The sequence below is a fragment of the Agromyces allii genome (genome assembly GCF_009749385.1).
GTDB classification, from domain to species: domain Bacteria; phylum Actinomycetota; class Actinomycetes; order Actinomycetales; family Microbacteriaceae; genus Agromyces; species Agromyces allii.
In genome coordinates this window covers 1-22,313 of record NZ_WBIN01000009.1, presented here as the reverse complement: position 1 = coordinate 22,313, position 22,313 = coordinate 1, and the positions used below count along the sequence as shown (strand labels likewise).

General features: G+C 65.9%; 23 protein-coding genes. 16 read left to right on the top strand and 7 right to left on the bottom strand.

The window, feature by feature from the left end; translation table 11 throughout:
- Nucleotides 1-114: 114 nt before the first annotated feature.
- The 3 genes from chvE to mmsB all read left to right on the top strand — a co-directional run bounded on the left by chvE (nucleotide 115) and on the right by mmsB (nucleotide 4,146).
- Complete coding sequence (gene chvE, locus GQR16_RS12490) at nucleotides 115-1,212, top strand: multiple monosaccharide ABC transporter substrate-binding protein (RefSeq protein ID WP_157415525.1); 1,098 nt, start codon at nucleotides 115-117, stop codon at nucleotides 1,210-1,212.
- Between the two features lie 127 nt (nucleotides 1,213-1,339).
- Nucleotides 1,340-2,869, top strand: coding sequence for a multiple monosaccharide ABC transporter ATP-binding protein (gene mmsA, locus GQR16_RS12485; protein ID WP_157415486.1), 1,530 nt, complete (start codon nucleotides 1,340-1,342; stop codon nucleotides 2,867-2,869).
- 32 nt (nucleotides 2,870-2,901) lie between these two features.
- Entirely contained in the window at nucleotides 2,902-4,146 is a 1,245-nt protein-coding gene (mmsB, locus tag GQR16_RS12480) for a multiple monosaccharide ABC transporter permease (protein WP_157415485.1), read from the top strand.
- Between the two features lie 82 nt (nucleotides 4,147-4,228).
- On the opposite strand, the gene GQR16_RS12475 is transcribed toward mmsB, so the two are convergent.
- Together GQR16_RS12475 and GQR16_RS12470 are read right to left on the bottom strand one after the other, a co-directional pair.
- Entirely contained in the window at nucleotides 4,229-4,954 is a 726-nt protein-coding gene (locus tag GQR16_RS12475; RefSeq protein ID WP_157415484.1) for a maleylpyruvate isomerase family mycothiol-dependent enzyme, read from the bottom strand.
- A 111-nt stretch (nucleotides 4,955-5,065) separates the two neighbouring features.
- A complete protein-coding gene (locus GQR16_RS12470; RefSeq protein ID WP_157415483.1) occupies nucleotides 5,066-5,464 on the bottom strand; it encodes a glyoxalase superfamily protein in 399 nt (132 codons plus the stop codon).
- Between the two features lie 175 nt (nucleotides 5,465-5,639).
- On the opposite strand from GQR16_RS12470, the gene GQR16_RS12465 reads away from it, so the two are divergent.
- The 13 genes from GQR16_RS12465 (at nucleotide 5,640) to GQR16_RS12405 (ending at nucleotide 18,065) form a co-directional block, all read left to right on the top strand.
- Nucleotides 5,640-6,215 (top strand): HhH-GPD-type base excision DNA repair protein, encoded by a 576-nt coding sequence (locus tag GQR16_RS12465; protein WP_157415482.1) that lies wholly within the window; start codon nucleotides 5,640-5,642, stop codon nucleotides 6,213-6,215.
- Nucleotides 6,216-6,308: 93 nt separating this feature from the next.
- A complete protein-coding gene (locus GQR16_RS12460) occupies nucleotides 6,309-7,754 on the top strand; it encodes a sensor histidine kinase (protein ID WP_170298490.1) in 1,446 nt (481 codons plus the stop codon).
- Nucleotides 7,751-8,422: a response regulator gene (locus GQR16_RS12455; RefSeq protein ID WP_157415480.1), complete on the top strand. Its 672-nt coding sequence runs from the start codon at nucleotides 7,751-7,753 to the stop codon at nucleotides 8,420-8,422. The genes GQR16_RS12460 and GQR16_RS12455 overlap by 4 nt, the downstream gene beginning before the upstream one ends.
- 561 nt (nucleotides 8,423-8,983) lie before the next feature.
- Nucleotides 8,984-10,414, top strand: coding sequence for an acyltransferase family protein (locus tag GQR16_RS12450; RefSeq protein ID WP_170298489.1), 1,431 nt, complete (start codon nucleotides 8,984-8,986; stop codon nucleotides 10,412-10,414).
- Nucleotides 10,415-10,713: 299 nt separating this feature from the next.
- Complete coding sequence (nrdH, locus tag GQR16_RS12445; RefSeq protein WP_092964252.1) at nucleotides 10,714-10,947, top strand: glutaredoxin-like protein NrdH; 234 nt, start codon at nucleotides 10,714-10,716, stop codon at nucleotides 10,945-10,947.
- Nucleotides 10,948-11,013: 66 nt separating this feature from the next.
- Entirely contained in the window at nucleotides 11,014-11,433 is a 420-nt protein-coding gene (gene nrdI, locus GQR16_RS12440) for a class Ib ribonucleoside-diphosphate reductase assembly flavoprotein NrdI (RefSeq protein WP_157415478.1), read from the top strand.
- A 26-nt stretch (nucleotides 11,434-11,459) separates the two neighbouring features.
- The gene (gene nrdE, locus GQR16_RS12435; protein WP_157415524.1) at nucleotides 11,460-13,565 is read left to right on the top strand and encodes a class 1b ribonucleoside-diphosphate reductase subunit alpha; all 2,106 of its coding nucleotides are present in this window, start codon (nucleotides 11,460-11,462) and stop codon (nucleotides 13,563-13,565) included.
- A 43-nt stretch (nucleotides 13,566-13,608) separates the two neighbouring features.
- Nucleotides 13,609-14,589: a class 1b ribonucleoside-diphosphate reductase subunit beta gene (nrdF, locus tag GQR16_RS12430; RefSeq protein ID WP_157415477.1), complete on the top strand. Its 981-nt coding sequence runs from the start codon at nucleotides 13,609-13,611 to the stop codon at nucleotides 14,587-14,589.
- Between the two features lie 136 nt (nucleotides 14,590-14,725).
- Complete coding sequence (locus GQR16_RS12425) at nucleotides 14,726-14,998, top strand: hypothetical protein (RefSeq protein WP_157415476.1); 273 nt, start codon at nucleotides 14,726-14,728, stop codon at nucleotides 14,996-14,998.
- 778 nt (nucleotides 14,999-15,776) lie between these two features.
- Nucleotides 15,777-16,202 carry a DUF7878 domain-containing protein gene (locus GQR16_RS12420; RefSeq protein WP_157415475.1) on the top strand — a complete coding sequence of 142 codons (426 nt, stop codon included), beginning with the start codon at nucleotides 15,777-15,779 and terminating at the stop codon, nucleotides 16,200-16,202.
- A gap of 123 nt (nucleotides 16,203-16,325) precedes the next feature.
- Entirely contained in the window at nucleotides 16,326-16,709 is a 384-nt protein-coding gene (locus GQR16_RS12415; RefSeq protein ID WP_157415474.1) for a hypothetical protein, read from the top strand.
- Between the two features lie 95 nt (nucleotides 16,710-16,804).
- Entirely contained in the window at nucleotides 16,805-17,218 is a 414-nt protein-coding gene (locus GQR16_RS12410; RefSeq protein ID WP_157415473.1) for a hypothetical protein, read from the top strand.
- Between the two features lie 136 nt (nucleotides 17,219-17,354).
- Complete coding sequence (locus tag GQR16_RS12405; RefSeq protein WP_157415472.1) at nucleotides 17,355-18,065, top strand: hypothetical protein; 711 nt, start codon at nucleotides 17,355-17,357, stop codon at nucleotides 18,063-18,065.
- A gap of 88 nt (nucleotides 18,066-18,153) precedes the next feature.
- Here GQR16_RS12405 and GQR16_RS12400 read toward each other — a convergent pair whose 3' ends face one another.
- The 5 genes from GQR16_RS12400 to GQR16_RS12380 all read right to left on the bottom strand — a co-directional run bounded on the left by GQR16_RS12400 (nucleotide 18,154) and on the right by GQR16_RS12380 (nucleotide 21,892).
- Nucleotides 18,154-18,378, bottom strand: coding sequence for a hypothetical protein (locus GQR16_RS12400; RefSeq protein WP_157415471.1), 225 nt, complete (start codon nucleotides 18,376-18,378; stop codon nucleotides 18,154-18,156).
- A 116-nt stretch (nucleotides 18,379-18,494) separates the two neighbouring features.
- Entirely contained in the window at nucleotides 18,495-18,818 is a 324-nt protein-coding gene (locus GQR16_RS20180; RefSeq protein ID WP_157415523.1) for an RNA polymerase sigma factor, read from the bottom strand.
- A 229-nt stretch (nucleotides 18,819-19,047) separates the two neighbouring features.
- The gene (locus GQR16_RS12390; RefSeq protein ID WP_246200799.1) at nucleotides 19,048-20,145 is read right to left on the bottom strand and encodes an ABC transporter permease; all 1,098 of its coding nucleotides are present in this window, start codon (nucleotides 20,143-20,145) and stop codon (nucleotides 19,048-19,050) included.
- Nucleotides 20,142-20,783, bottom strand: coding sequence for an ABC transporter ATP-binding protein (locus tag GQR16_RS12385; RefSeq protein WP_157415469.1), 642 nt, complete (start codon nucleotides 20,781-20,783; stop codon nucleotides 20,142-20,144). Before GQR16_RS12385 ends, GQR16_RS12390 begins: the two co-directional genes overlap by 4 nt.
- On the bottom strand, nucleotides 20,780-21,892 hold the full coding sequence (locus GQR16_RS12380) for a peptidoglycan-binding domain-containing protein (protein WP_157415468.1): 1,113 nt from the start codon (nucleotides 21,890-21,892) through the stop codon (nucleotides 20,780-20,782). The genes GQR16_RS12385 and GQR16_RS12380 overlap by 4 nt, the downstream gene beginning before the upstream one ends.
- Between the last annotated feature and the right edge of the window lie 421 nt (nucleotides 21,893-22,313).

Sequence of the window (22,313 nt, the reverse complement as noted above, 5' to 3'; positions counted from 1 at the left end):
GGAGCGGCGTTCATGGACACCGCCGCTCCGACTGTCACCAAGACGATGACGTCCATGAATGACACAGTGAAAGGAAACACCGTGAAGAACACGAAGAAGGTGCTTCTCGCAACGATGGCGGCAGCTTCCATGCTCGCACTCGCGGCGTGCTCGGGCGGCTCGGGCGACAGCGGCAGCGGCGACGGCGGCGGCGACGGCGGCCTGATCGGCGTCGCGATGCCGACCAAGAGCTCCGAGCGCTGGATCCAGGACGGCGACGCCGTCAAGGCGCAGCTCGAGGACCAGGGCTTCACCGTCGACCTGCAGTACGCAGAGGACGACATCCCCACCCAGGTCTCGCAGATCGAGAACATGATCACCAAGGGTGCTGAGGCCCTGATCATCGCGTCGATCGACGGCACCACGCTCTCGCAGGTGCTCCAGGACGCGGCTGACGCCGACATCCCGGTCATCGCCTACGACCGCCTCATCCGCGACTCCGAGAACGTCGACTACTACGCGTCGTTCGACAACTACGTCGTCGGCCAGCAGCAGGCATGGTCGGTGCTCAACGGCCTCGGCCTCGTCGAGCTCGACGGCACCCCGATCGAGGGCGCACCCGCGGGTCCGTTCAACGTCGAGCTGTTCGCCGGTTCGCCCGACGACAACAACGCCACGTTCTTCTGGAACGGTGCGATCGACACGCTGCAGCCGTACCTCGACGAGGGCACCCTCGTCGTGAAGTCGGGTCAGACCGACTTCGAACAGGCCGCAACCCTCCGTTGGGACGGCGAAGTCGCTCAGGAGCGCATGGAGAACATCCTCACCTCCACGTACTCCGACGGCTCGAAGGTCAACGGCGTGCTCTCGCCGTACGACGGCCTCTCGCGCGGCATCATCTCGGCTCTGACCGACGCCGGCTACACCGTCGGTGACGAGTGGCCGGTCATCTCGGGCCAGGACGCCGAGCTCGACTCGGTCAAGGCGATCAACTCGGGTGAGCAGTACGCGACGATCTTCAAGGACACGCGTCAGCTCGCCGAGGTCGCCGTGAACATGGCTGCCGCGATCCTCAACGGCGAAGACGTCGAGGTCAACAACACGACGGACTACGACAACGGCGTGAAGGTCGTTCCCTCGTACCTGCTCGAGTCGCAGATCGTCGTCAAGGACAACATCACCGAGGTCCTGGTCGACAGCGGCTACTGGACCGAAGAGGAAATCAACGGCTGATCGACCCGACCGGGTTGACCCGCTGATGGGATGACGCGGCCGGAGCCTGAGGCGGGAGTAGTCTCGCCTCAGGTCCGGCCGCGGCATCCGCGTCCGACAGGGCACCGGCGATGAAGCAGGAGCGAATATGACCACCAACATTCTCGAGATGCGCGGCATCACGAAGACCTTCCCCGGCGTGAAGGCACTGTCCAACGTGACCATCGAGGTCGAGCGCGGCGAAGTCCACGCCATCTGCGGTGAGAACGGCGCGGGCAAGTCCACGCTGATGAAGGTGCTTTCGGGCGTCTACCCCCACGGCACCTATGACGGCGACATCGTCTTCGAGAACGAGACGGTCGAGTTCAAGGACCTCACGGACAGCGAAGCCAAGGGCATCGTCATCATCCACCAGGAACTCGCACTCAGCCCGTACCTGTCGATCGCCGAGAACATCTTCCTCAACAACGAGTTGAAGGGGCGCGGCGGCCTCATCGACTGGAACAAGACGAACTTCGAGGCCTCCAAGCTCCTCGCGCGCGTCGGCCTGCGCGAGAACCCGACGACGAAGATCATGGACATCGGCGTCGGCAAGCAGCAGCTCGTCGAGATCGCGAAGGCGCTCTCGAAGGAGGTCAAGCTCCTCATCCTCGACGAGCCGACCGCGGCGCTGAACGACGAGGACTCCGACCACCTGCTCGACCTGATCCTGCACCTCAAGGGGCAGGGCATCACGTCGATCATCATCAGCCACAAGCTGAACGAGATCAAGAAGGTCGCCGACTCCGTCACGGTCATCCGCGACGGCAAGACGATCGAGACGATCGCCAAGCAGGAGGTGACGGAGGACCGCATCATCAAGGACATGGTCGGCCGTGACCTCGAGCACCGATACCCCGACCACACCCCCAACCTCGGCGACGAGCTGCTCCGCGTCGAGGACTGGACCGCGCACCACCCGCAAGACGCCAACCGCGTCGTGGTCGACAACGTCAACCTCAACGTGCGCGCCGGCGAGATCGTCGGCATCGCCGGCCTCATGGGCGCCGGTCGCACCGAGTTCGCGATGAGCCTGTTCGGCCAGAGCTACGGCTCGCGCATCTCGGGCAAGGTGTTCCTCCGCGGCAAGGAGATCAAGACCCGCACGGTGTCCGAGGCCATCGCGCACGGCATCGCCTACGCGACCGAGGACCGCAAGACCTTCGGCCTCAACCTCATCGAGGACATCAAGCGCAACATCTCGATGGCATCGCTGAAGAAGCTCGAGAAGTTCGGCCTCGTGCACGACAACGAGGAATACAAGATCGCCACCGAGTTCAAGCAGTCGATGAACATCAAGGCGCCGAACGTGCTGGTGAAGACCGGCAAGCTCTCGGGCGGCAATCAGCAGAAGGTCGTGCTGTCGAAGTGGATCTACTCCGACCCCGACGTGCTCATCCTCGATGAGCCCACGCGAGGCATCGACGTCGGCGCCAAGTACGAGATCTACACGATCATCAACCGGCTCGCCGCACAGGGCAAGGGCATCATCGTCATCTCGTCCGAGCTGCCCGAACTGCTCGGAATCTGCGACCGCGTGTACGCCCTCTCCGAGGGTCGCATCACCGGCGAACTCCCCATCGCCGAGGCCACGCCCGAGTCGATGCTCAAGCTCATGACCATGGAAAAGCCGCGCTGACGCCCCGGCGCGCGCGAATCACAGGAGACCCCATGTCCAACCCAACTCCGGTTCCCACCACCGAGTCGATCCAGGCCGGCGGCAACGTCAACCCGCCGAGCAACAAGTTCACCGACCGGCTCAGCCACGTGCTGGCCGACCTCGGCAAGAACGGCATCTTCATCGCCCTCATCGCGGTGGTCGTGCTGTTCGCGATCCTCACCGACGGCATCCTGCTGCGCCCGCAGAACATCTCCAACCTGGTGGTGCAGAACGGGTACATCCTCGTGCTCGCCATCGGCATGGTGATGGTCATCATCGCGGGCCACATCGACCTGTCGGTCGGTTCGGTCGCCGCGTTCGTCGGCGCATGCTCCGGCGTGTTCGCCGTGCAGTGGGGCCTGCCGTGGTGGCTGTCGGTCATCCTCTCGCTCGGCATCGGCGCCCTCGTCGGCGTCTGGCAGGGCTTCTGGATCGCCTTCGTGGGCATCCCGGCGTTCATCGTGACGCTGGCGGGCATGCTCATCTTCCGCGGCCTCGCGCTCGTCGTGCTCGGCAACGCGAACATCGGCTCGTTCCCGGCCGAGTACCGTGCCCTCGGCAACGGCTTCCTGACGGACCTGTTCGGCGAGTTCGAGATCGACCCGCTGACGCTCGGCGTCGGCGCCCTCGCGATCATCATCCTCATCGTGCAGCAGGTGCGCACCCGCCGCGGTCGTCAGAAGTACGGCCAGGACGTCGAGCCCATGGCGTGGTTCGTCATCAAGCTCGTGCTCATCTCGGCCGCGATCGGCTTCTTCGCGTACTCGCTCGCCTCGTACAAGGGCATCCCGATCACGCTGATCATCCTCGCGGTGCTGATCCTCGTCTACGGCGTCGTGATGAACCGCACGGTCTTCGGCCGCCACATCTACGCGATCGGCGGCAACCGCCACGCGGCGGAGCTCTCGGGCATCAAGACGCGTCGCGTCGACTTCTGGCTCTTCGTCAACATGGGCACGCTGGCCGCGCTCGCGGGCCTCATCTTCACGGCTCGACTGAACCTCGCAGGCCCGAAGGCCGGTGACGGCTTCGAGCTCGAGGCGATCTCGGCGGCCTTCATCGGTGGCGCGGCGGTGCAGGGCGGTGTCGGCACGATCGGCGGCGCGATCATCGGTGGTCTCATCATCGGCGTGCTGAACAACGGTATGTCGATCATCGGCCTCGGCATCGAGTGGCAGCAGGTCGTCAAGGGCCTCGTGCTGCTGCTCGCGGTCGCCTTCGACGTCTACAACCGTCGTCGCAGCGGCGGTCGTTGATCGGCTTCGACGCTCACGGCGTGAACTGAAGAGGGGCGGATGCTGCGGCATCCGCCCCTCTGTCGTGCTCAGGGGGTCGTGTTCAGGCCATCGGCGCCGGTCGCGGTGCGGTGTCGCTGCGGCCGTAGAGGAACAGCAGGATCTCGGCGGACGTGCCCTGCAGCACGGGCCCGTGCCCGAAGCTCCAGTCGGCGTCGGTCGCCGCCAGCGTGCGGCCGCGCGTCACGGCCTTGATCTCGGTGGGCGCCTCGAGCGCGCGGCGCAGCGCCACGGCTCCGGAGGCGCGCTCGGGCACGGCGATCGGCACGTCGAGCGTGGCCGCGAGGTCGGCGGCCGCGATGACGGCCTCGGCGAGGGCGCTGATCCCGGTCTGGACGGTGTCGTCGCGCTCGCGCTCGTCGTCGCCGACTCCCGCGCCGGGCGAGCCGGAGGCCGCGGCGTCGCGCAGCTCGGTGAGGCGTGCGACGAGTGCGGTCGGCGTTCCGTCGACGGATGCCGCGGCGCGGCGCGCGATCGCGAGCTCGGCGGCCGCGGCGCTGAACCCCTGCTCGGCGAGCGAGCGAGCGCTCGTGCGCCAGCGTTCGCCGCGCGACGTCGAGAGACGCCAGGCCAGATGCGCGACGACGTCGTGCACGCTCCACGCGGGTCGGCGACTCGGGGTCGCCCACGCGGCGTCGGGCAGCGGGGCGAGCACGGCGGTGAGGGCGGTGAGCACCTCGGCGAGCTCGACGTTCCACGTGCTCGTCACGGCGGATTCGTCGCGTTTCGGCCGGTTCGAGAGCGGCAGGTAGCGCGAGAGGTCGGACATGCCAGCAGCCTACGCGCGCGGGCGGCGCGCGGCATCCGCCCTCGTTCGATGCCCCGTTCTCATGATGCTCGGCGCTCCGGCCCCGCGTCGCTCCCGAGCGACCCTGCGCCGCTACCCCTGCGCCGCCTGCGCGCCCTGCGACCAGTCGGGCAGCTGCTGCAGCGTCCAGGTGTTGCCGTCGGGGTCCTTCACGGTGATGAACCGGCCCCAGGCCTGCTCGTCGACGCCCTCGCACTCGACGCCCTTGGCGCGCAGGTCGGCGAGCACGGCGTCGGCGTCGGCGATCACGACCTGGATCACGTCGAGCGAGCCCGGCTCCAGCGTGGCGCCGAGGCCCTCGCCGATCGCGATCGAGCAGGCCGAGCCGGGCGGGGTGAGCTGCACGAAGCGCAGGTCGTCGCTGACGCGCTGGTCGTGGTCGGCGTTGAAGCCGAGCTTCTCGACGTAGAACTCCTTCGCGCGGTCGACGTCGGTGACGGGCACGTGGATGAGTTCGATCTTCCAGTCCATGGGTTCGCTCCTCGAGAGGTGTGGTGCGGTCGATCCGTTCCATCGAATCGCCTGAGGCCAGTCTCGCCAAGCATGCGGTCAGTTCCTGTCCGCAATGATCGTGGATGGCTCGTCGCGCTCGTTGCGGCGCTCAGGCTTTCGGATGCCGCGGGCGGCCCGGTGGGAGGATGGACGCATGGCACTGCACATCACCGGAGACCCCGCCGCCGACGAACTGCTGAGCGACGACGCGTTCGCCCTGCTCACGGGCATGCTGCTCGACCAGCAGGTCACCATGGAGTCCGCGTTCGCGGGCCCGGTGAAGATCCGCGACCGCGTGGGCTCGATCGATCCGGCCGTGATCGCCGACGTCGCTCCCGACGCGTTCGTCGAGGCGTTCAAGCAGACGCCCGCCGTGCACCGCTTCCCCGGGTCGATGGCCGAGCGCGTGCAGACGCTCGCGACGGCCGTGCGCGACGAGTGGGGCGGCGACGCCTCGCAGATCTGGACGCGCGGCGAGCCCACGGGTGCCGAGGTGCTGAAGCGCCTCAAGGCGCTGCCCGGGTTCGGCGACCAGAAGGCCCGCATCTTCCTCGCGCTGCTCGGCAAGCAGTGCGGGCTCCAGGCACCCGGCTGGCGCGAGGCCGCAGGCCCGTACGGCGAGGCCGACGCGTACCGCTCGGTCGCCGACATCGTCGACCCCGAGTCGCTCGCCAGGGTGCGTGCCACGAAGCAGGCGGCGAAGGCCGCTGCCAAGGCCGCCAAGGGCTGAGCCCCGGCGGCCGCCGCACCATACCGGCGAGGGATGCCGCAACAGCCCCTCGGAGGGATGTGCGCGCTGCGCGTGCGTGCCAGAGTGACGGGCATGGTCACCGCATCACGACCGGGTCCGCCCGTTCCTCCGCCTCCGCCGACCCCGTCGGACGTCGCCGCAGCGCGCCCCGGCACCGCCCGGGCCGCCGCCCTCGGCCGCTCCGACGCCGTCCGGTCGCCGGGAATCCTCGCCGGGCCGTCGCTCGGCGTCGAGCCGAAGACGGTCATGTGGGTGCTCACCGTGTTCGTCGCGGTGGTGCTCTTCGCCGTCTCGGTGCCGATCGATGCGGCGGTCTACCACGTGCACGTCGCCGCGGCCTTCGGCATCGCGCTCGTGCAGGTCGGGTCGCTGCTGCTCGCGATGTGGAACGGCTGGGCGGCGGCCGCCGCGTTCCTCGTGGGGCAGACGGCGTTCGGGCTGCTCGCCTCGGCCGATCCGGGGCTTCCGTGGCCGGTGACGGTTCCGCAGCTGATCCTGCTGTGCGCGGTGCTCGCACTGCTCGTGCTGCGCGGGTCGTCGCAAGCGGCGGTCACCCTGTGGCTCGGCGCGATCGTGCTGCCGCTCGCCATCGCGTTCGTACCGGGGCACGGTGCGACGCCCGACGGCGTGATCGCGAACCTCGTGACGAGCGGTGCGGTGAGCGCGCTCGTGCTCGGAGCGGCGCTCGCGGTCACGGCCGGGCGGGCGAGGCTCGATGCCGCGCTCGACGAGGAGCGCCGCTCGAGCGCCGTCGAGCACGAGCGCCGACTCGTCGCCGAGGAGCGCACGCGCATCGCCCGAGAGATGCACGACGTCATCGCGCACGGCATGTCGATCATCCAGGTGCAGGCGTCGAGCGCGCCCTACCGGCTCACGGGGCTCGACGAGGCGGCGACGGCCGAGTTCGCCGAGATCGCGGCATCCGCCCGCTCGGCGATGGCCGAGATGCGCGCGCTGCTCGGCGTGCTGCGCGACCCGACCGGTGAGCCCGAGACCGCGCCGCAGCCGGGGCTCGCCGAACTGCCGGAGCTCGTCGCGAGCGTCGAGCGCGCCGGCGTGCCCGTGTCGCTCGAGCTCGCGCCCGGTCTGCTCGACGGCGGCCCGGCCGCCCGGGCCGCGTACCGCATCGTGCAGGAGTCGCTGAGCAACGTGCTGCGGCACGCGCCCGGGGCGGCGACGCTCGTGACCGTCGAACGGTCGGCGGGTCCACGTGCGGGCCTCGATCTCGTGGTGCGCAATGCGCCGAGTGCTCCGGATGCCGCGGGCACCGGTGGCGCGGCCGCAGCCGGGGGAGCGGTCGATCCGTCTGCTGCCCGCCGCGAACCCGGCGCCGGCCACGGGCTCATCGGCATGCGCGAGCGCGTGCGCATGCTCGGTGGCAGGATCGAGAGCGGAGAAACCGTCGACGGCGGTTTCGAGGTTCGCGCGACGCTGCCGCTCGCGGCCGACGCCGAAGACGGCGCCGGCGCAGCCGCCGACATCCGCTCGACCGGATCACGTTCAGGGGAGGACTCGTGACGATCTCGGTGCTCATCGCCGACGACCAGGCGATGGTGCGCGCGGGATTCGCCGCGGTGCTCGACGCACACGAGGGCATCAGCGTCGTCGGCCAGGCCGCCGACGGCGCCGAGGCCGTGCTGCTCGCGCACGAGCTGCGCCCCGACGTCGTCGTCATGGACGTGCGCATGCCCGGCATGAACGGCATCGACGCGACGCGCGCGCTGCAGACGCCGCCGCGTTCGAGCGACTACGTGCCGCGCGTGCTGATGCTCACGACGTTCGACATCGACGACTACGTCTACGCGGCGCTCCGCGCGGGCGCGAGCGGATTCCTCCTGAAGGACGCCCTGCCGGCCGAGGTCGTGAACGCCGTGCGGGTCATCGCCGCGGGCGAGGCGCTGCTCGCCCCGAGCGTCACCCGTCGCCTCATCGAGGAGGTCGCGCGCACGGCGCCCGCCCCGCGCGTCGACGAGCACCTGCTCTCGGCGCTCACGGCGCGCGAGCGGGAAGTACTCGTGCTCATCGCCCGCGGGCGCTCGAACCAGGAGATCGCCGGCGACCTCTTCATCGCCGAGCAGACCGTGAAGACCCACGTCGGCAAGATCCTCGCCAAGCTGCACCTGCGCGACCGCGTGCACGCCGTCGTCTTCGCCTACGACGTCGGCCTGGTGCAGCCCGGCCGCTGACGGCGAACGCGCCGGTGGGCGGTCGCCAGACGGGATCCGACGGGCTTCGAGCTCCGACCCACCTGCGCGTTCCTTCGCCCGGTGAGCGCCGGTGCTCTGCCTCGCCACAGTCCTTCGTCGGGCCGGCTCCCTCGGCACGCACGCCGAGCGCCTGCGTCGGATCGGCGATCCGTATGCCGGTTCCGCCTCATCGTTGAGGCGGAACTGGCATACGCGATCCGCTGGCGGCGACGGGCGTCGTCGCCGCCGCCGTGCAGCGCAATTCCGGATGGGCGCGCCGCCGCGCCGTGGCACGCCGGGGTGCGGGCGGCGAGTCGTGCGCGCGATCCGGAGTTGCGCACGTGCCGCGCGCGGCCGCGACATCCGCTCGCCCGTCTCGGAAGGGGGCATCCGCTCGCTCGTGCCGGAAGGGGACATCCGCTCGCCCGCACGGGACGAGGACACCGCTCGCCCGTACCGGGGTAGGGGGTGCGAACCGCACCGGCGGGTGATGCTGCGGCGGGTACCGCGTTCGTAGCCTGCCCGCACGGGCGGAGGTGCCGCCCCGGGAGGAGCGTCATCGTGACGCTGAACGCAGAGCGGATCACCGCGTCGGGCCGGGTCCCGGCATCCTCGCGGGAGGAGCGATCGCCCGCCGGGGCGACGGGCGATCGCGTGAAGGCCGGTCGTGCGGCGGGCGGCTCGCACCGGGATGCCGCGATCGACGCCGCGCGTGCCGCCTGCCTCGTGGTCGTGTTCGCGCTGCACGCCATGATGGTCGGCGTCAGCGTGGGCGCGGGCGGGCCGGTGCTCGAGAACGCGCTCGAGCACTGGGACGGGTTCGCGGCCGCGACGTGGTTCGTGCAGATCATGCCCCTCTTCTTCGTGATCGGCGGCTATTCGGCCCTCTCGCAGTGGCGTCGCATGCAGGCCCGAGGGGCGGATGCCGCGACCTACGTGCGCGGTCGCCTCGCCCGCCTCGTGCGTCCGGCCATCGCGCTGGTCGCCGTGGTCGCGCTCGCGCTCGCCGTGCTCGCGGCCGCGGGCCTGCCCGCCGAGGTCGTCGCGACCGCCGGATACCGCATCGGGCAGCCGCTCTGGTTCCTCGCCGTGTACCTCGCCTGCACGTCGCTCGTTCCGTTGATGGCGCAAGCGCATGCGCGGCATCCGTTCGTCACCGTCGGGGCGCTGCTCGCCGTCGTCGTCGCGGTCGATGCCCTGCGCATGTCGACCGGCGTCGACGCGATCGGGTTCGCCAACCTGCTCGCGGTGTGGCTGCTCGTGCAGCAGGGCGGGTTCCTCCTCGCCGACGGCACGGTCGAGCGGATGCCGCGTGCCTCGCGCCTCGTCGTGGCGGTCGCCGCACTCGGCGCGCTCGCCGCCCTGACCCTCGCCGGACCGTACTCGCCCGACCTGCTCATGAACCTCAACCCGCCGACCGTGTGCCTCGTGGTGCTCGGAACGGCCCAGCTGATGCTGTTCTCGCTCGTGCGTCCGGCGCTGCGCCGATGGGCCGAGCGGCCGAGGCCCGCCCGCACGATCGCGAGCTTCGGCGAGTGGGGCATGACGCTCTACCTCTGGCACATGCCCGCGTTCATTCTGCTCGCCGGCGTGCTGCTCTGGCTGAACGGCACCGTCGGCCTTGCACTGCCCGTGCCGCTCGAGCCCGAGTGGTGGGCGACCCGACCGATCTGGCTCGTCGCGGCGGCGGCCGTGACGGCGGGGTTCGTGCGCGTGTTCTCGCGGTGGGAGCGGGGCGGCGCGAGGCGCGTCGGGGGGCCTGCCCGAGTGCGGGTGCCCGTCGGGGTCGCGGCCGTCTGCGGCATCCTGGGCGTCGGGCTGGTGCTCGTGTTCGGCTTCGGCCCGTGGATCGCGCTCGCCGCGCTCGTGCTGCTCGGCGTCGCGCTGCGCGGCTCGCGCGACGACTCGCTCAGCCCCTCGCGCGACACGCGCACGGCCCCCGCCTCGATGTCGGTGGGTGGTGGCAGCATGGAGGCACAACACAACATGTAGGGGTCGCAGCATCCTGAACCCCCCAAGTGTCGTTCCGGCGACACGCCCGGGAGTCCATCCACAAGCAGCGAATCGAGATGGTTTCGGTCTGTGGATAACCTCGGCGGGCTTCGCGAGAATCCGCGGATCACCGGGGCATCCGATTGGGGATGGACTGTGGATGAAGCGGTGGAAAACTACAGGAATGTAATTACTGCATGTTGTGTCGGGTCAGTTCGTCAGCCACTAGATGTAGTATTGAACTCGCTAGAAATCACGGGGGCGGGCTCCTCCGGAGCCCGAGAAGAACAGGGGAGAACATGACGGTCACGGTCTACACCAAGCCTTCTTGCGTCCAGTGCAACGCCACCTACCGGGCGCTCGACAGCAAGGGCATCGAGTACGAAGTGCTCGACGTCTCGACTGACGAGGGTGCGCTCGCGCACGTCAAGGAACTGGGCTACCTGCAGGCCCCCGTCGTCATCACCGACGAAGACCACTGGTCGGGCTTCCGCCCCGACAAAATCGCTGAGCTCGCCTCGCGCCTGGGCTGATCCTCGACCCGCATGGCACCGGTGAGCTCCACGGAGTGAACCGAAGCCGCGGAAGGGAGCCCCAGCATGACGAACCTCGTCTACTTCTCGAGCGTGTCGGGCAACACCGCACGGTTCATCGAGAAACTCGGACGCCCCGCCAGCCGCATCCCGCTGCATGCGAAAGATGCGCCGCTCGTGGCATCCGAACCCTATGTGCTCGTCCTCCCCACCTACGGCGGGGGTGACGGCAACGGCGCCGTGCCCAAACAGGTCATCCGGTTTCTCAACGACGAGCACAACCGGTCACTGATCCGAGGGGTCATCGGCGCCGGCAACACGAATTTCGGCACGGGCTACTGCCTGGCCGGAGACATCATCGCGGCCAAATGCCATGTGCCGCACCTGTATCGCTTCGAAGTATTCGGAACACCTGACGACGTGAACGCCGTCAACGAGGGATTGGACGCATTTTGGTCAACTCAGCAGCTTCTGACAGCGGTGTAGCCGTGATCGACGCACCCCGCACGGCGATGGACTACCACTCGCTCAACGCGATGCTGAACCTCTACGGCGACGACGGACAGATCCAGTTCGACAAGGACCGCGAGGCGGCGCGCGAGTACTTCCTGCAGCACGTCAACCAGAACACGGTCTTCTTCCACTCGCTGAAGGAGCGCCTCGACTACCTCGTCGAGAAGGAGTACTACGAGCCCGAGGTGCTCGCGCAGTACGACTTCGCGTTCATCCAGAAGCTCAACGACCTGGCGTACTCGAAGAAGTTCCGCTTCGAGACGTTCCTCGGCGCGTTCAAGTACTACACGAGCTACACGCTCAAGACGTTCGACGGCAAGCGCTACCTCGAGCGCTTCGAGGACCGCGTCGTCATGACCGCGCTCGGCCTCGCGCAGGGCGACGAGCAGCTCGCGATCGACCTCGTCGAAGAGATCATCGGCGGCCGCTTCCAGCCGGCCACCCCGACGTTCCTCAACACGGGCAAGGCGCAGCGCGGCGAGCTCGTCTCCTGCTTCCTGCTGCGCATCGAAGACAACATGGAGTCGATCGCCCGCGGCATCAACTCGGCCCTGCAGCTCTCGAAGCGCGGCGGCGGCGTCGCCCTGCTGCTCTCGAACGTCCGCGAGTCGGGCGCCCCGATCAAGCAGATCGAGAACCAGTCGTCGGGCATCATCCCCGTGATGAAGCTCCTCGAAGACAGCTTCAGCTACGCCAACCAGCTCGGTGCCCGCCAGGGCGCCGGCGCCGTGTACCTGAGCGCGCACCACCCCGACATCATGCGGTTCCTCGACACCAAGCGCGAGAACGCCGACGAGAAGATCCGCATCAAGACGCTGTCGCTCGGCGTCGTCGTGCCCGACATCACGTTCGAGCTCGCGAAGAACAACGAGGACATGTACCTCTTCTCGCCGTACGACGTCGAGAAGGTCTACGGCAAGCCGTTCGGCGACGTGCCGATCAGCGAGCACTACCGCGAGATGGTCGACAACCCGCGCATCAAGAAGACGAAGATCAACGCGCGCGAGTTCTTCCAGACCCTCGCCGAGATCCAGTTCGAGTCGGGCTACCCCTACATCGTGTTCGAGGACACGGTGAACAAGGCGAACCCGATCAAGGGCCGCATCAACATGTCGAACCTCTGCAGCGAGATCCTGCAGGTGAACACGCCGACCACGTACAACGAGGACCTCTCGTACAACGAGATCGGCAAGGACATCAGCTGCAACCTCGGTTCGCTGAACATCGCCCTCACCATGGACTCGCCCGACTTCGGCAAGACCGTCGCGACCGCCATCCGCGGCCTCACCTCGGTGTCGAACCAGAGCCACATCGCGTCGGTGCGTTCGATCGAAGACGGCAACGACAAGTCGCACGCCATCGGCCTCGGCCAGATGAACCTGCACGGCTACCTCGCCCGCGAGCGCATCTTCTACGGCAGCGAAGAGGGCGTCGACTTCACGAACATCTACTTCTACACGGTGCTGTTCCACGCCCTGCGCGCGTCGAACCAGATCTCCATCGAGCGCGGCGAGACCTTCGAGGGCTTCGCCGACTCCAGGTACGCGTCGGGCGAGTTCTTCGACAAGTACACGGATGCCGCGTGGGTGCCCGAGACCGCCAAGGTCACGCAGCTCTTCGCCGATGCCGGCGTGCACATCCCGACCCAGCAGGACTGGGCCGAGCTGAAGGCGTCCGTGCAGGAGCACGGCATCTACAACCAGAACCTCCAGGCCGTGCCGCCCACCGGTTCGATCTCGTACATCAACAACTCGACGGCCTCGATCCACCCGATCGCGTCGAAGATCGAGATCCGCAAGGAAGGCAAGCTCGGTCGCGTCTACTACCCGGCTGCGTTCATGACGAACGACAACCTCGAGTACTACCAGGACGCCTACGAGATCGGCTACGAGAAGGTCATCGACACCTACGCCGCGGCGACGCAGCACGTCGACCAGGGCCTCTCGCTCACCCTGTTCTTCAAGGACACGGCGACGACCCGCGACATCAACCGCGCGCAGATCTACGCGTGGAAGAAGGGCATCAAGACCATCTACTACATCCGCCTGCGGCAGATGGCACTCGAGGGCACCGAGCTCGAGATGTGCGTCTCCTGCGCGCTGTGACGCCCGTCCGCGACATCCGTCATCTGAGAGAAGCCAAGAAACCATGACCCCTCCCGGCAAGCTCAAGCTGGTCAACCACGTCGACGCGATCAACTGGAACCGCATCCAAGACGACAAGGACCTCGAGGTCTGGAACCGTCTCGTGAACAACTTCTGGCTGCCCGAGAAGGTGCCGCTGTCGAACGACATCCAGTCGTGGAACACGCTGACTGCCGAAGAGCAGACGCTCACGATGCGCGTGTTCACCGGCCTGACCCTGCTCGACACGATCCAGGGCACGGTCGGCGCGGTCTCGCTGATCCCCGATGCGATCACGCCGCACGAAGAGGCGGTCTACACGAACATCGCGTTCATGGAGTCGGTGCACGCGAAGAGCTACTCGTCGATCTTCTCGACCCTCTGCTCGACGAAGGACATCGACGACGCGTTCCGCTGGAGCGTCGAGAACGAGAACCTTCAGAAGAAGGCCGAGATCGTCATGGAGTACTACCAGGGCGACTCCCCGCTGAAGCGCAAGGTCGCCTCGACGCTGCTCGAGAGCTTCCTCTTCTACTCGGGCTTCTACCTGCCCATGTACTGGTCGTCGCGCGCGAAGCTCACCAACACGGCCGACCTCATCCGCCTCATCATCCGCGACGAGGCCGTGCACGGGTACTACATCGGCTACAAGTTCCAGAAGGGCCTCGAGAAGCTCTCGCAGGCCGAGCGCGACGAGCTCAAGGACTACACGTTCTCGCTGCTCTACGAGCTCTACGACAACGAGGTGCAGTACACGCAGGACCTCTACGACGGCGTCGGCCTCACCGAAGACGTCAAGAAGTTCCTGCACTACAACGCCAACAAGGCCCTCATGAACCTCGGCTACGAGCCGATGTTCCCGAAGTCCGTCACCGACGTGAACCCGGCGATCCTCTCGGCGCTGTCGCCGAACGCCGACGAGAACCACGACTTCTTCTCGGGCTCGGGCTCGTCGTACGTCATCGGCAAGGCCGTCGTGACCGAAGACGAGGACTGGGACTTCTAGGGGTCTGTGACCGCTCGCGATAGTTGATCCGACGTGGCATTCAAGTTGATCCAGTTCAAACTTCTTGATCCAACAAGAGGTAGTTGATCCATGGAAATACTGGGATCCACGCCGGACCGCTGTGGGAGCCTCTGAGATGGGACGGACCGCGCGCGAGAAACCACGCGAGCTCACGAGCTCGTGGCCAGACGTTCCCTCCCAGGACCCAGCCGGAGAGGTCGCCCGCCAGTTCGCGCTCAAGCTCGCGCAGGCGGCGGGCGGACGAAGCATCCGCGCGATGGCTGAGGAGGCCGCAGTCGACGAGGGAACGATCCGCCGCGTGATCGCGGGCGAGTCGTGGCCCGACCTTCGGACGATTGCGCGGCTAGAGCTCAGCCTGAAGAAGCGGCTCTACCGCTCAGGGAGATGACATTTCGGCTCCTAACCGACATACGCACCCCTGTGCGATCAGGGTGTCGTCCCTGTTGCGTTTAGGGCACCGTCATCGGGATTTGCTGCGGGCGGGTCTTGCGGGACCGAGACGTTCTGAGTCGCGGATGGCATTGCGGCACCTGATTGGCCGCCGCGAGCGGACCGCCTTGCGGGCGGAGACAGCCTCGCGATGCGGGAGCGTCGGTGGATAGTGTGGCGGCGAGTCTTGTAAAGGAGCCGAATGACCGCGGGCCGCTCGTTTCCCCTCCAGCCGCGCAGCTCAATGGAACTGGAAGTTGGCGACATCATCGCCGTGCCATGCGAGCCCGTCGGATGGGCGTGTCTCATCGTGGTCGATGTACAACGTCGGGGCCCAGGAGCGCGAACGACATTCGTGGCAGGCATCGTGAACTGGCACGGCGAGCAGCCACCCCGTGAAGTGGACATCGCGGGCCTACCTGTCATTGCACAGGGACTCACACGCACTGAACTGTTCACTGAGGGCCGCTTGGCGGTGGTCGGGAACATAGGACCCGTCTCCACGACGTTCGACTCGAACTATCGCGACCTCCATGTCGGGGCCGCCCACCACGTTTGGGGCTGGAAAGCGGCAATCCGTCGTGCTCAAGCACAGGGCGCGGATCGATCCCGATAACCGATCCGTCAGCGGGACGTTCTAGATGGTTTCGGACACGCGAGCGATGCCATGCTGCATAGATGAATTACGCGCGGAGCCGCTCCCGGACGATCCCGTTCACTGAGGGACGGTCGGAATGATGAGGATTGAGTACTCCAACATCGACTTCAGCGATCTCCGCGGCAACCTCCTTGCTGACTACCTCATCGCCATCGACGCGGATCTCAAGATCGTCGACGATGACGAGCGTCTGATCTACGAGGAGCCCTACTTCCCGATCGTCGAGCTCGCGCGTTCGTTGACGACCTGGCTCATCGAACGCAACGAAAACGACTTCCGGTTCGACTCGCTTTCAGCAGAAGAACGAGGCACCGTGACGATCCTCAGCGAGGGCCTGGGCTGGTTCATCTTCTCCTCATTCGACCCGGGCACGCGCAGCTCTCCTCACGACTGGGTACAGGTCCAGATGTGCGTGAAGGACTACATCGGAAGGGTTCGGATCGACCTGACTCATCAAGGGCTGGATCCTGACCAAATCATCGGTCCTGACCTACCAGTGGACTGATCACAGCCGTGCGGTTGGCCTCGCCTCGTGAGATCGATAAATCGCCCGCTGATGGATCGTCAGGTGCTTCCCCAACCAGGTCGTGACTCGCCACTACCCTTCGACGCGCTGCATGATGAAGGGATGGCGAACTCAACCTCCCCCGACGCGGTCCACATAGGGCGTCGCGTCTGGTTTGATCCTTCGGTCGTGCATACGCCTCGCGGAGATTTCGCACTTGCGCACACCCACGTCTCCACGCGCCTCGTCATCACCAAGCGAAGCTACGCGCTGGGATGGGCCCTTGTGTGCGTGTTCGTCTTCATCTGGCTGTTTCCTCTGAGCCTGCTGTTCTTGCTCTTTCGCGCTGAACGAGAGGAGCGGGACCTCGAGATCACCTTTAGCGACGGATTCAAGAGCCACACGCCTCGGGTGAAGATCCAGTCGGACGAGCAGCTGGCCGAGATCATGAAGCACGTTGCATTCATGCGGTCCGTCTACTCGTCCGACTTGACTGTTGTCCGGTGACCGATCCCTGATCGACACCCGTCTGGGCCGAACACTTCGGGGATCGTCTACGCTGCCGATCGTGAACACAGTATTGACGTGGTCGGGGTGATCCGGTGATCGGGGACTTGTTCGGTCAGCTGGCCGCTGCACTTTTGGGCGGCTGGATCGCAGACGGATTCATCGGTCGCAGTCGAGCGAACGCTGCCAAGCGGCGACTGTTTTTGTGCGGTCTCCGGGTCCTCTCCGGGCGACAGGCTGGCCTGAGCAGGGAGTGGCTTGCCGGCGAGTGGCGCATCCGCCCGGGCCGCCTCAGCCTCGACGGAGTTGACGTTCCCATCTCCGCGATAGTTGCGGGATCGCGTAGGCATGCGACCCTCGGGGAGATCGTCGGCGGTGGCGACACCGTCATCGTTACCGTTCGAACGGACACCGCGGAGCTCGAGTGGTCGATGCTCCGCCGGTTCGACGGATTGGCGATACGCGCTCTTAGTGTGCCGGAAGTCGCCGAAGAGCCCACGCTGCAGTAGGGAATCGCCTCAGCAGTTCTGCTCGGGAGATCCCCAATTCCGCCGTCGCTCAAGGATCCGCCTATGCGACATCGGCTGTCGCGAGAGCGGACCGGCTTGCGGGCGCTCGGTGTCGGACCCGTGTCATCATTCGCAGGTGACCGGTTGGACCCTGCTGACTGACGCGTACGGCCCTGCCGACGAGATCCCGGAATTACTCGCGGCGGCCAGTTCCAACGATCCGGCCGCGTGGGAGGAACTCTGGGGACGGCTGTGTCATCAGGGCACCGTGAGCTCCGCGAGCTATGCGGCGGTCCCGATCCTTGCTGAGCTGGTGTTGCGATCAAAGCCGGTCGGGTACAACCAAGCATTGGCCCTCGCCGCAGCGATCATCGGCTCCGAGGACGGGCCGGAGAAGTCCGAGACCATTCGGCATCGCTACGCAGCCGACGTGGGCGAAATGCGGCGTTTCGCCGAGCAGAACCTAGGCCACGCTCGAAGCGACGTTGAGTTCGTCTACGGGCTCCAGACGGTGCTGTCCTTCGACGGAGTTTCAGTCTGGAAGAACCACCTCGAATCGATCGCAGACGGCGAAGTCGGCCTCGAGTGCCCGAACTGCGAACAGTTCATCCTGGTCGCTCTCGACGGGACGACCCAGTACCAATCAGAGGCGAACGAGTCGATCATGCACTCGCCTCCCGCCCCAGCCGACCCGGATCGCCTTGCTCCCGCGGCCGCGCATATGTATTCGCTCGCTCTCACTCACGAGCGCGCGGACGTTGCCGAGAGCATGCTTCGCCTGTTCGGGGCGGTGACCTGCCCGGCTTGCGGGCACCGCTACGACATCGCTTCCGCGCTCAACGAGTGAAGGACCGCCACTCACTCGCTTGAGGATCCACTTGGGGGCTAGCGCACCTTGCGGGTGAACCGGAACTCGGGCCGCCCTGTTTCGTGACCTACTCGGCTGAAAGTGTTAGCGCGATCGCGAGCACAACCCAGAACCCCGCAAGCGCGAACGCAAACAGCACGAAGATGTCTGCGACCCTCTTGCCGGCACGCAATCCGCTCGACTCCGAGCCGCCGGCAAGCAGACGAAGCCGACGAACAACAAAGACCCTGACCATGGCGATGCCACCGCCGACCATCCCCCAGGCAAAGGCAGAGAACCAGATGAGACTCATTGACATCTGCTCTACTCCCATCCGACGTGGCTAATCCGCTCTCGCTCATCTAGAGACTAGAGGTGGCTCTGATCCGTCTGACCCGCAATGCGATCGGCTTGCGGGCACTCGACTACTCAGAGGCTAGCCCGGCGTTCAGCAGGTTGTGTTGATCCAAGCGCTACGCGGAGTAATTGTCTTGCTTCGGCGATCCGTGATCTCGCGGTGGAGTTGTTGATGCCGAGCACGGCCGCTGCTTCGTGTGAGCGAAGCCCGTCCCAATAGACCAGCCGCAGGAGCTCGGCATCGTCCCTCGGGAGCGTTTCGAGGGCCGCCCTGACCTCGATCGAGAGTTCGTCGGACGGGCCAACTGCATGATGCACCCGCATGTCATCGACCAGGCGTTGAACGGCTGCCGATCGGCGCGCGAGGGATCGACGCGAGGACGCCTTGCGTTGCAGAAGGTGAGGCCGTCGAGCGCGACAACGGACTCGAACATTCCGTGGACGTTGATGAACGAGCCCGTAGGTGCGCTAAAGCCTCTCTAGATACCGCTCCCAGATGACGGCTTTCGATACGGGCCGTCGCCATGGACTAACGAGCAGTGAATGTCGGGAGGCGCGATTTCGCCATCGTCGGCGATAACGTGGCGGAGGCACCTCGCGAGCTCTCGCTTCGCGCAAGGCCCAGTTACGGAACCCGAAGCTCGCGAATAGGTTCGCGGCGCGCGGCAGCAATGGCCGGAAGTAGGCTCGCGATGACACCTACGGCGACTGCGAGCACGATCAGGCCAGCGACGTATGCCGACCCCGGCAAAGGGTCGCCGGTCGAGGCGAGAACGCCGAGTGCAACGGTGCTGCCAGTGATCGCTCCGAGAGCGGAGATCAGTCCTGTCTGAGTGACGAGCAATGCAATGATCAGGCGCTGGCTTGCGCCGAGTGCTCGCCTGCGACCGAAGTCCTTGCGCCGCAGCATGACCAAGCCATAGAGGATGGCAGCAGCTAGGGCTGACGTCAGCAGGAGGATCCCGACAGTCAAACCGCGGCCGAACGCACCAAGTTGCCCCTCAATGAGTCCGCGAAGAGTCGCGAGCGCCGCACTGGTCTGGACGGTGACCTTCGTGGGATCGTCAACTGCGAGAACTCCAGTAACGGCGGATGCAACGGGTGCCACCAAATCAGGCCGTTCAGCGATGACCACCAAGACAGAGACAGGGCCTACAGAGTCAGGTGGCTGCGGTGCAAAGAGGGCAGGCTCGAGAAAGGCGAGATGTGCTGGCAGGTCGAGGAGCCCGCCAACGGCAAATCCGATTCCGTCCGTGTCAGTGATCGTACCTATCGAGTCAGGCATGCCGAGTTGGTCGAGTGCTGCTTGCGAGCCCCAAGCGATGTCTCCAACGCGCGCGGGGTCTCGGGGCAGACCGATGATCCGCCAGTCGTCTGCCCACACCAGTCGAAGCGGTACGCGAGTTCCGCCCGGAAAGGCGCCGTTTTGCACGTCGTTGGCGCTACCGAACGCACCCGCCCATTCCACCCCACCCAGACTGCGGATTCGATCGAGCACGCTGCTGTTCAGATTCGCTGCCGGCTCGGCACGGATCACGATTGAACGTGTACCTGCCGAGTCGATGGAGCTGATCACCGCTTGCTCGGCGCCAACGGTTCGGCCCGAGGTCAGCAGCACCGCGGCACACATTCCAGCGATCATCACAATTGTGATGGTTGTCGCGACCGGTGATGCCCAGGCTGAAACCGCCGCCTCGCGAGCAACCGCCAATGCCCGCCTCACAGTGCCAGCCTTCGGTCGCATTGCTCGACCAAGACCGGGTCATGCGTTACGACGACGACTGCGGCGCCGCGACGGGCCTGAGTATGAAGCGCTTCGACCACAATCTCTGAAGAGGACGGATCGAGGTTCCCGGTCGGTTCGTCGGCGAGAAGTACGCCAGGGTCACCTATCAGCGCCCGGCACAACGCGATGCGTTGCGCCTGCCCACCTGAAACTTGGCCCGGTCTCGCGTCCTTCCTCAGTGCCACACCGAATTGCTCCATCAATTCATCCGCGCGGGAGACAAAATCCTGACGTCGCTCACGACGATAGAGGGCCGTCTCGAGGATGTTGTCGAGGACCGTTCGAGACGGATCTAGGGCGGCATCCTGGAAAACGAATCCAAATCTCATCGCCCGAGCCGAAGCCCTCTCGCGATCGCTGCGACTATGGAATGGCTGCCCGTCCAACAGCACCTCCCCGCCACTGGGCTTCAGCATTAGGCCGAGCAGGTACAAGAGCGTCGACTTGCCGCGGCCCGACGGCCCAGTGACAGCCACTACTTCGCCAGCATGGAACTCGGACGTCCAGTTTTCAAGAAGTGGTTCCGCAGCGTCATAACGGAAGCTGAGTGCTCGAGCGGCAAGTCTGGCTGTCATTCTGTCCCATTCGGCTCTACCGGAATTCTCACTCTCAAGCCCTCTGCGATGCCCTCGACGACCGACATGCCATTTGCCGACGCGATGACCGTGACAGTATGTTCAACGCCCGTGACGCCAATGACGGAAACTTCGTTGTCCGCCGAGCTCTTCAACGCTGCGGACGGAACGATGAGTCCAGTCACGGTCGGTTGGGTGATGATCCGAGAAGCGAGCAACGACTCACCTTCGATCGGCACGAGACTGCAATCTGCGAGGCAGATGGACGCGTTGTTCGGCGACGTGAGCAATACTTGAACCTGGTCACCGCCGTCTGACGAAGGCTCCTGCCCGCCAGCGACGGCGTGCCAGACTCGACCTTGGGCAGCGATCTCCACGGCCGTACCCGGCGGAATCTTCGCTCCCTGCTGCGCCGTTACCGGAATCTTGAAGGCTGGCTCGCTCGAGAGCGCGGAGACGACCGCTTCTCCGCCCACCAGAGTCGCCCCTCGATACACGACTTCGCCGTCAAGCCTGATCCGTGCTGGAAGCGTGGGGACAAACACAAGGTCGGCCGCACGAACGACGCCATCTTCATCGACGCCCAGAGAGGCTTGCCAATCCTCAACCGCGGCAGCTGTTCCGTTGCCAAACTCGCCGTCCTGCGCTCCGTCGTACATGCCGATCGTCGCGAGGAACTGCTGCACCTGCAAGACATCCGAGCCCCTCGATCCGACGGCGATATCGCGAAAGGCGGGGGTGATTCCAGCAGCGATGACAATTGGGCGCAATCCGACCTCGTATAGGGTCTGCCCGGCTGCTACTTCGTCACCAGCATCGACTCGAATGCCTGTGACAATGCCAGCGGCTTGATTTGTACCAACGGGTTGTTGCGTCCACTGTGCGACCGTATTAAGCGAGATCGCCGTACCAACCTCCCCTTGGACCACCTGCACGTCAGTGAATGGGGTCTCCAATACCGCCTTGTTCGGTGGAGCAAACACGACGACCATGGCCCAGCCGATGAGAGCGCCAATGGAAGCCACTGCTAACAGCCCCACCAATACGACTATGGCTTTCGGTTGCCGCTTCGACTGCGAACCTGCTTTGTCGTCCGTTCGATCTTGCATGGGTCCCTCTCCGGAACGTCGTGCCGACCGCGGTACGAGTCGCTCGGTGCGTCGCGGCGCGGCTGAAAGGATCGCCTAGTCCCACAATCCATCTGGGAGCTGCGGGCATGCTGATTCCAAGGTGGCCAATTCGCTTGGTGACGCGGCATTGTTGTATGCCCCCGAGTGCGGCAACCAAGGCTCGGTGTAGTACGAGTCTCGGAATTGCTGCCTGCTGGGCGGCGCCGAAACCTCGTATCCAAGTTCGCGCAAACAAACAGTCATCTCGCCGACGTAATAGTCGTACAAGCGGTCTGAATCGGCCTGACTTTCGTTCCTATCGGTTTGCTTGTCCGGCAGGTGCCGGTTGGGCTGATTCCAGGTCAGCGTAGTACTCCTGCTCGACCTCGATCGGGGTACGCATGTCGAGCTCGCCGTGCAG